The sequence below is a fragment of the Zarconia navalis LEGE 11467 genome, assembly GCF_015207075.1.
Lineage (GTDB): Bacteria > Cyanobacteriota > Cyanobacteriia > Cyanobacteriales > Geitlerinemataceae > Zarconia > Zarconia navalis.
This window is the reverse complement of sequence record NZ_JADEXN010000172.1, coordinates 1-9,208: the sequence shown is the minus strand read 5'-3', so window position 1 is coordinate 9,208 and position 9,208 is coordinate 1. Positions and strand designations below refer to the sequence as shown.

The 9,208-nt window shown below is 48.8% G+C and carries 6 protein-coding genes and 1 pseudogene; 4 read left to right on the top strand and 3 right to left on the bottom strand.

Features of this window, described 5'->3' with window-relative positions:
- The 3 genes and pseudogenes from IQ235_RS10875 to IQ235_RS10865 all read left to right on the top strand — a co-directional run.
- A pseudogene (locus tag IQ235_RS10875) lies at positions 1–338 on the top strand (DNA repair protein RecN); the annotation flags it as partial.
- Between the two features lie 620 nt (positions 339–958).
- Positions 959–3,982: an adenylate/guanylate cyclase domain-containing protein gene (locus IQ235_RS10870; RefSeq protein ID WP_264321488.1), complete on the top strand. Its 3,024-nt coding sequence runs from the start codon at positions 959–961 to the stop codon at positions 3,980–3,982.
- Between the two features lie 102 nt (positions 3,983–4,084).
- Positions 4,085–4,684, top strand: coding sequence for an inorganic pyrophosphatase (locus tag IQ235_RS10865; protein WP_264321487.1), 600 nt, complete (start codon positions 4,085–4,087; stop codon positions 4,682–4,684).
- Positions 4,685–4,763: 79 nt separating this feature from the next.
- Here the strand turns inward: IQ235_RS10865 and IQ235_RS10860 are convergent, their stop codons facing one another.
- Both IQ235_RS10860 and IQ235_RS10855 read right to left on the bottom strand, forming a co-directional pair.
- Positions 4,764–5,615, bottom strand: coding sequence for an alpha/beta fold hydrolase (locus IQ235_RS10860; protein ID WP_264321486.1), 852 nt, complete (start codon positions 5,613–5,615; stop codon positions 4,764–4,766).
- A 20-nt stretch (positions 5,616–5,635) separates the two neighbouring features.
- The gene (locus IQ235_RS10855; protein ID WP_264321485.1) at positions 5,636–6,709 is read right to left on the bottom strand and encodes a sulfotransferase family protein; all 1,074 of its coding nucleotides are present in this window, start codon (positions 6,707–6,709) and stop codon (positions 5,636–5,638) included.
- 82 nt (positions 6,710–6,791) lie between these two features.
- On the opposite strand from IQ235_RS10855, the gene IQ235_RS10850 reads away from it, so the two are divergent.
- The gene (locus IQ235_RS10850) at positions 6,792–7,775 is read left to right on the top strand and encodes a sulfotransferase family protein (RefSeq protein WP_264321484.1); all 984 of its coding nucleotides are present in this window, start codon (positions 6,792–6,794) and stop codon (positions 7,773–7,775) included.
- Here the strand turns inward: IQ235_RS10850 and IQ235_RS10845 are convergent.
- Complete coding sequence (locus IQ235_RS10845) at positions 7,745–9,151, bottom strand: cytochrome P450 (RefSeq protein WP_264321483.1); 1,407 nt, start codon at positions 9,149–9,151, stop codon at positions 7,745–7,747. The genes IQ235_RS10850 and IQ235_RS10845 overlap by 31 nt on opposite strands.
- Positions 9,152–9,208: the final 57 nt, after the last annotated feature.

Genomic DNA, 9,208 nt, shown 5'->3' with positions numbered 1-9,208 from the left:
ATGTCGGGGTATCCGGACGAGTCGCCGGAGCGATCGCCGAAAAACTGCGCCAACTGTCCGAGCGCCATCAAGTCCTGTGCGTGACTCACCAACCCCCGATCGCGGCCATGGCTGACAAACACTTCCGGGTTGATAAGCAGACCATCGAAGATCCCGGCGAACCCAACCCCCTCGAAACCCTCGAACGAACCGTCATTCGCGTTCGCGTCCTAGACCTCGAACGTCGGCGACTCGAACTCGCGGAGCTGGCGGGGGGAGGCTCTGCTTCAGAAGCGCTGGTCTTTGCCGATGCTCTTTTGAACCAAGCTTCAGATCTGCGCCATCTCAAATCGGGATAATGACCGATCCTCAAACAGGAAAAAGACCCACACCCCGTGATTTTGCTCTTTCTCTGGAGTTGTAATCTCAAATCCGGGTAATTAACTGTAATCTGCAAATCCCACGAGTCACTTTCTTCCCCAGCTCCTCAACCTAAATTACGATCGTTCAACCGGATTCGATCGAACTTGAGTTGACAAAATACAAAAATTGTGTTAGCGATCTTGAAACAGAATAACAATTGAGTTGGGAGATCGAAGTACACCAAAAACACCAAAGCAATCGGCGATCGACCGTCGAATCGCAGCACTCGAACCGTTTGTTAGACCCGCCTTGAAATTGGAACTTCAAGGGAGCAATTGCGATCGAAAGTGTAGGACGAGCGCGAGGTGCGTATTCATCGAGCATCGCGACCGCGCGATCTCCTATCGTTGGGTCGATCGATTGAGGGAATTTTTTCTTTACCCTAACAGGTAAGCAGAGTACACTGGTGGAGAGTCCCCGACCTGCTGTCTTATTCTTTGTTTTGTACGGTAAACATGTACGGGAAAGAAAAGTTTCATCGACGACTCTTCGTTCAATCAATATCTGTGACAGCAAAGTATTTATATTCTCGACCTATCAGCTTGAGTCAAGCACTATGACATCCGCACCTCATCAAGACCCCACGATTACGGTTGATGTAGAGCCCGTGCGGGAGGCATCTTCACCCCCTCCTCCAAGCCCATCGAGCAGCAGTGCTTTAACACTCTCGCAAGGTAGCTTTTCGACCTTTCTCGCTCCTCTGACCAAAGATAGCTTCCGAGAAGTCGTTACCGGGGTCGAAGACAAGCTCAAAGTCGTCAATCAAACTCTGGGAATGCTCGACAGCTTGCTCGACAGCCAGGGGTTCGATGCGATTCTCGATGAGATGCTGCGATCGATTACCGAGAAAACTGGAGAGCTACTTAATGCCGATCGCAGCACCATTTTTTTGCTCGATGAAGATAAGAACGAGCTGTTTACCATTGTTGCCAAAGACGAGAAAGGGAACGCGCTCGAAATTCGCTTTCCCGCGACAGTAGGCATTGCCGGAGAAGTGGCGACCCAAAAAGAACCCGTTAACATTCCCTACGACTTTTACAGCGATCCGAGATCGGAAACAGCGCAGCAATTCGATAAGAAAAATAATTATCGCACCTATACCATGCTCGCGATGCCCCTTTTAAACGAAGACACGGGGGCTTTGGTGGCAGTGGTGCAGCTGATTAATAAGCTAAAGCACGAAGTCGATCGCAACGTACGGCTCGAAGATAAGATCGATCGTCATGGCTTTAGTGCTGAAGACGAGCAAGTTTTCCGAGAATTCGCTCCCTCAATTCGCTTAATTCTCGAATCCTCAAAATCCTTCTACGCCGCAACCCAGCGACAGCGCGCGGCCTCGGCGCTGATGACTGCGGTCAGCTCTTTGAGCAAAGCCAGCCTGGACTTGGAAGATACCCTCAAGCAGGTGATGGACGAAGCTAAGGAGCTGATGAACGCCGATCGTTCGACTCTATGGCTGTTGGATGAAGAAAAGGGCGAGTTGTGGACGAAAATCCCGATTGGCGGTCAGCTCAAAGAAATCCGCATTCCTCGAACGGCGGGTTTTGCGGGGATGGTTGCCGAGTCGAAAGAACCGCTGCTGATTCCCTTCGATCTGTACGACGATCCGCGATCGGACACCTCGAAAAGAACCGATCGAAAGACCGGGTATCGCACCTGTAGTATGCTGTGCATGCCCGTCTACAACTCCAACGGGAACTTAATCGGAGTCACTCAGCTCATTAATAAGAAAAAGCAGGGGGATCATCCGGCATACGATCCGGAAAACTGGCCCGAAGCCCCCGAGCAGTGGAAAGCCAGTTTCAATCGCTCCGATCTCGACTTTATGGAAGCGCTTAACATCCAAGCTGGGGTTGCCTTGCAAAATGCCAAGCGCTTCGCCACGGTCAAGCAACAAGAACAGCGACAAAAAGATATCCTTCGCAGTCTCTCTAACGGGGTCATTTCCACAGATAAGCGGGGAAATATTATTGCCGCTAACGAGAGTGCGATGGTGCTGCTGGGGTTAGATGAAAATATCCCGGTCGAGGGGATGTGCTTGCGGGATATGGTTCATCTGAAGGAAGGAAAATTTGCTGAGTGGTTCGATGCCGCCCTCGCGCCTAAAGAGGATAAAGAGCGCCAGCAATACTATCCCAACCAAATCTTGAAGATTGCGGAAGATGCGGAAGAACAGAGCATCAACCTGTCGATTAACTCCATGGCCGATGCAGAAGACCCGGCGAAAGTGAATGGGGCGCTGGTGGTGATGGAAGACATCAGCGATGAAATGGAAGTCAAAAACTTGATGTACAAGTACATGACTCCAGAAGTAGCAGAAGCCCTGCTAGCAACGGGAGATACGGGACTGGGGGGCAAACGCAAGCGAGTCTCCGTGCTGTTCTCCGATATTCGCAGCTACACAACCCTCACCGAAAAGCTGCAAGCGGAAGAAGTGGTGGCGATGCTCAATGCCTACTTTGAAGAAATGGTCGATGCCGTATTCAAATACGGGGGAACTCTCGATAAGTATATCGGGGACGCGCTCATGGCGGTGTTCGGGTCTCCGGCTCCGTTAGAAGACGATGCCTGGTGCGCGATGCAAGCGGCGATCGCCATGCGGCAGCGACTGAAACAATTTAACGACGATCGCCAAGAAGAAGGGAAAATGCCGATTAGTATCGGCATGGGCATTCATTCCGACGAGGTCGTTAGCGGTAATATCGGCTCTAGCAAGCGCATGGAATTGACCTCCATCGGCGATGGGGTGAACCTCGCATCTCGGTTGGAAGGAACCAGCAAGCAGTACGGCGTGGATTTGGTGATTAGCGAGCAAACCTATCGAGCTTATGCCGATCGGGTTGTGGTTCGCGAACTAGACTTTATTACCGTCAAGGGGAAAACCCAACCGGTGACAATTTACGAACTGGTGGCAATCAACGAAGGGGAACTGGCGCGAGAGATTTCCCCCGAAGAGCAACAAGCGATCGAATATTATCGCCAAGGGCGAGAATATTACCTCAAGCCCGCACGAGAAAAGCTGTCGGAGGAGGAGTTACTCGATTTACTGCACCAGCTATCGAGCTTACCCCAAGAGCAGATAGACCGGCTATCCTATAACGAGGAGCAAATGTTAAAGGATATGCTCTCGAAACTGCTCCTACCCGAACTTCTCGAACTTCTCGGGGAAAATACCTTAAAACGAATGCTCGGTACCGAGAACTTGAAGGATGTCAGCCTCAGCGAGGCCCATGCAATTTTGCCCGAACAAGTTACGAAACTGACCCCTCGCTTGGCCAAAAAGCTATTGGTTGCTAAACTCAAGCAATTTGGCGGGAACTCCCAAACAAAGCAAATGCTCGCGGATGAAGCTGAAGAAATATCAGTCGATCGCATTAAGAAGCTCATCGACTTGTGTAAAAAACCGTTTGTGGCAAAAGCAAAACAGGCATTTAAAGATGCTCAGAAAGAGTTTGAAAAGGTACTGAAGATCGAGAAAAATAATAAAGCTGCCAAATTGCACGTGGAGCGCTGTATGCTTTTTGCGCAGGAGCCTCCGAGTGAAGATTGGGACGGGGTTTGGAAACTCACGAATAAATAAGTCAGCCATTGCGATCGCGCTTCGATTTGAGGTAGGTCAAACTAGGGGTGCAAGCCAAAGAAGTGAGATCGCACAAATCTTAAAATCTAAAGCAGACAATCTATGAAGAATTTAAACTGGAAATCTGAAGAATTAGAGTGGATCGAACGGGTTCGACAACTGTTAATCGAGTTGGCGCGGGCGAGTTTGGCCGATATCCCCAGGCTTCCAGCCAATTTATCTCAGAAGGCGCTTCCTCTAGTGGAAGGGGGACAGGACATTTTAGATGCGGCCAGTCGCCAAGGACTTTCCGAGGAAGCTCGATCGCAATACCCAGAGTTGCAGTGGGTGGAGCAAGTGCGCCAATTTTTCCTGGATTTGGTAAAAATCTCTCTCTCCGAACATCCCCGACTACCGGAACACCTGTCCCGAAATGCTTTAGCGCTTGCCGAAAAAGCTCAAGAAATTCAAGAGGAAGCCGAGGCGATGGACTCTTCTGACGGGTTGCCATCGAAGATGGCAACCGAGGACACCACAACCTCCCAAGCCCCGGTTTCTGAATCTCTCGATGCCAATAGCTCTCCGAGTGTTTTGCTCGAAGCTCTCAAAAAGAGCGTCAAGACTCAACAGGCGAATAGCTCGGGTTCGGAAGCACCAGAATGGTCGCAGTTAGTCAATCTGATCGAGCTTGCTCAAGGTCTTTACCAGCGCGTTAAAGAATAATCTCGAGTTCCGTTGAAGAATACAGAACCGAGTCAACGATCGGCTTGTCCAGTTTCTGATGTTTGTTCGATCCGATCGATTAAGATGCAAAAAATAGATCGATTTCCTCTGCCATCTGAGGTGCGTACTTCTGCGGCAAAGCATGATCCGCATCGGGAATCACCACTAGTTGGGCGTTGGGGATTTTGTCGGCGTAGGTTTGGCTGTGCCAGAGGGGAATGGTTTCGTCGAGTTCCCCAGCAATGACGAGAGTAGGTTGCGCGATTTGATGAATTTGGGGATCGACGGTTTCCGCACCTTTGATGCCGGTGAGTCGCTGGGTGATGAAAGAACGCCCCGCAGGCTGCCTCATCAGTTGCTGCCGAAACCATTTGATTTTTGCAAGTTCTTCCCGTTGTCCCAAAACTCCGGCGATGGGGGTTGCTAGGGTTAATCCCCAATCCACCAGAGGCGTGGGGTTGAGGAGAAATTGCAAGGGCGTGTTACGATCGCGCAGGGAATCATCCCGTATCCCGGCCGGTGCGACAAGGATGAGTCCGGTAATGCGATCGGGACATTTCAAGGTATACGCCGTCCCCACCCAACCGCCAAAGGAATGACCCAAAATATAGCACGGTGGTAAATCGAGGCGATCGATAAATTCCGTCACAAACCTCACTTCTGCCGTCACGCTGTAGCGAATTTCCGGCTTTGACGATTCCCCAAATCCCAGCATATCCAAACCAATACAGCGAAACCGGGTGCTTAAGCGTTCCATCAAGGGCAAAAATCCGCTGGCTTCGGCAAAAAAGCTGTGCAGCATCAGTAGCGGCACGCCCTCTCCCATTTCCAGATAGGCGGCTTCGCAGTTGATAAGAGAGGGAGTTTGTGAGGTGGTATCGAGGGTGAGGGGAAAAGTGATTTTTCGTTTGGGCGGTGGAGTGGCAGACACGATCTAAGACTCTAAGGTTTCTAACAATTCCCTAACAATAACGTACCGGGAACTTGAAAATCTGGGCGCTGAATTTCGGGATGATGCTGCAAAAAACGACGGATATCCCTCGTATCTTGGGGGGTAACTTTTGCTCTAGAAGCTTTATCGTTTGCCAACATCGAACCAGCCTGGGAATCCGTTGTTAAGACTTGGCAAGCCTTTTCAACTTCAGAAGTAGGAATATTCAAATACTCGAATATTGCCGAGATTACCTCACGGGATCGATCGCGTAAGTCTTCATATCGAATTGCCTGCATTGGAATACTCTGATGGTAAAGTTGCACGTAGCGCTCCATAAACCAAAGCCAGCGAATCGTATAAAAGTTAATTGCATTCGTGCGGTTATATTCGATCGGAAAATAGGATTTTAGGGGAGGTATCGCTCGGCTGTGGTATTCGATATTTTGTTCGATCGCCGCAAAAATCTCGGGTGTGGGAATGCCAAAGTTCCGAACGAAAGAGGTAACGGTATCTTCAGCATGGCGATAGAGAAAAATAGATCGAGCATCAGGAAAAGCTTGATGGAATAAGTCAGCAATTCCAATCCCCAGTCCGCGAAATTTAATTGCCCATCTAATAAAAGATTGAGTAGCTATCGGCTTGCACAAAATTCGAGCACAACTCTCAATCAGTTTTAAAATGTCTCGATCTCGACTGCCATTGGCTTCTCGCAAATTGACGATTTGGCTAAAAACATCGGGTTCGGAAAGACTAAGTTTATTTTCACTTTGACCCAATGCTTTACTCAATAACGTCGAACCACAGCGCCCAACAGAATAAATTAAAATTAGGTTGGAAAGTCGCTTTTTTATGCGATCGGCTAATTGATGAAGTTCATTGTAGTCGAGAGTAATTAACCGTTGCGCAGTTTCAAACTGAGCTTGATAGAAAAACGGTCGATCGGACAAGGCGATCGTATCTAATTGGGTTTCGACAAAGACAGCTTGCTGTTGGCGATCGTCGAGACAATATAAACTGATTCGAGGATTTTCTAATATCGATCGAGTTTCTATCGTTCCATCAGAAATCGAGTTAAAATTGGCAACACTCACAATAGAAGCTCGTTGCCGTTGCCTAGACTGAATTTTAAAGACTTGTGCTATCATTTGAATACTTTATGGCGAGCGAAAATTTATGGATTTGAAAAATTATAATATTGCAGATATTTCATATTTATCTAAAGTTAAAGATACGAAGTTTTCACCTGTTTTTATTATGGCCGATCATCGATCGGGAACAACGCTGCTCTATCAAACCTTAGCTAAAACTCAAAAACTTAACTATATTAAAGCTTATCATATTATTGATTATCATAAAATAGTATCAAATTTTATCGATCGAACTGAAGAAAAAGCGATTGCAGAACTCGAAAATATATTTCAAGTTAAAGGAATTGGAGCTCGAGAAATCGATCGTGTTCCTGCAACCCCCCATCTCCCCGAAGAGTATGGCTTTATTCTCAAAAATTCTGGTTACGACTCTCAGATAACCCCGAAAAATTTACCCTTATTTATCGAACTCTGTCAAAAGATTCAATTAATTTCCGATCCCGAGAAATTATTACTCCTAAAAAATCCTTGGGACTATCCCCAGTTTAGCTACGTTAAAAAAGCCTTACCTCAAGCAAAATTTATTTTCATTCATCGCCATCCCCTCCAGATGATGAACTCAAAAATTAAAGCCGCTCGCACCCTCCTCTCCCAATGGAATGAATACACGGCTCTAATTTCCAAACAGTATCGAGAGATTTGGAAAAAGGCTAGACTGCGCTATCTTTATAGATTTTATTATTCCCAGTTTTTCGAGTTGGGATTGCGAAAAGTTTTTAAAGATACCATAGAATCGACAAACTACTTTTTAGAAAATATTTCCGCATTATCCCCAGCCGACTATATCAACATCAAATTTGAGGAGCTTTGCCAGGAACCCGAAGCTACAATCGGCAATATCCTCGAATTCCTAGACTTAACCCCCCCAGAGACGATCGACTGCGACATCCAACCTCGTCCCGTTCAACTATTACCGGAAATCGAACGTAATACCGATCGAATCTGCGATCGACTCCAACCCTATCTAACCGCTTTGGGTTACGATCGCTCAAGCACCGGCTGCGGCTGAGTTCGTTTCCCCTTCACCACCATCGGCACGCCATTCTCCGGCGCAATCAACAATCCCCGACGGACGGGTTTAATCGGTTGGGAACTTGCCAGTTCCATTTCCCAATTCGAGAGTACCGTCGCCAGCACCAATTTCATCTCGAATAGGGCAAATGCCAAACCGATACAGCGGCGATTTCCCCCACCAAAGGGTAAATATTCCGACTGCAAAAACTGCTTTTCGAGAAAGCGTTCCGGTCTGAATTCTTTAGGTTCCGGATACAAATCCGATCGATGGTGCGTCAAATAAATACAAGGACTAATTACTGAACCCGGTTCCAAATCGTAGCCTAAAATTTGCACCGGCGCTTTCACCAATCGCGGCAAGGCAAACATCACCACCGGGTACATCCGCAAAGTTTCTTGCACCACAGCATTGAGATAGGGTAACTTCAGAATCTCATTTGGATCGGTCTTTTCTGCCAACCCATCGAGTTCCCGGCGTAACTTTTCCCCCACCTCTGGCTGATGGTGAACCCAGTACAATGCCCATGCCAGCGCCGTTGCCGTGGTTTCGTGACCGGCAACCAGCAGGGTAATCAGCTCGTCTCTGAGTTCCTCATCGCTCATGGCTTCCCCATTTTCATCCTGCGCCGCCATCATCAGCGATAGGATATCTGTTCGGGAGGGGTCGAAGTTGGCGCGGCGATCGGAAATTTCGGCGTAGAGGAGTTCGTCGATTTGCCGCTGTTGTTCCATCATCCGCCCCCAAGGACTCCAGCGCCCCCAATCTTTCTGCAAAACGGGAAACATCAGCATCAGGGTGGTGACGAGGGGACGGCGGGGATTCAACCGCGCCATGAGGACAGCTTTGAGGCGATCGTATCGGGGGCCGTCGGCAATTCCGAACACCGCTTTTAAAATCACCCGAAACGAAATCGCTTGCATCGCTTCGCGCATGGAGAACGGAGAATCGATCGCCCATTCCCCCGTTACTTGGTGGGTAATCTCGCGAATCAACTCCCCGTAAGAGCGCATCCGTTCCCCGTGAAACGGCGGCATCAATAGCTTGCGCTGGCGTTTGTGGCGCTCTCCATCCAGAGCAATCAGGGAGTTGGGGCCGAGCAATGGTAGCTGCACCCCCGCAGCCCTTCCAGAATCGAGGCAGTTGGAATCGGTGGCAAAAATTTCTCGAATTCCTTGGGGGTCGCTGGTGAAAATCATCGACGCTCTTTTACTTCCCCCCGGCATAGAGAAGGTATCACCGTATTGCCCGGTTAGGGTTTCGAGCAAGTCCATCGGTTGGCGAACCCACTGAATTTTCTGTCTCCAGGAAAAGCTCTGGACTCCTTGCGGCTGTTTGGCACTCATGGCGATCGCACTCCGATACTGTGACATTTACCTATGGTAGTCCACCCCATGGGGGAAAATGGGAGGGGACAAGGGAGACAAGGG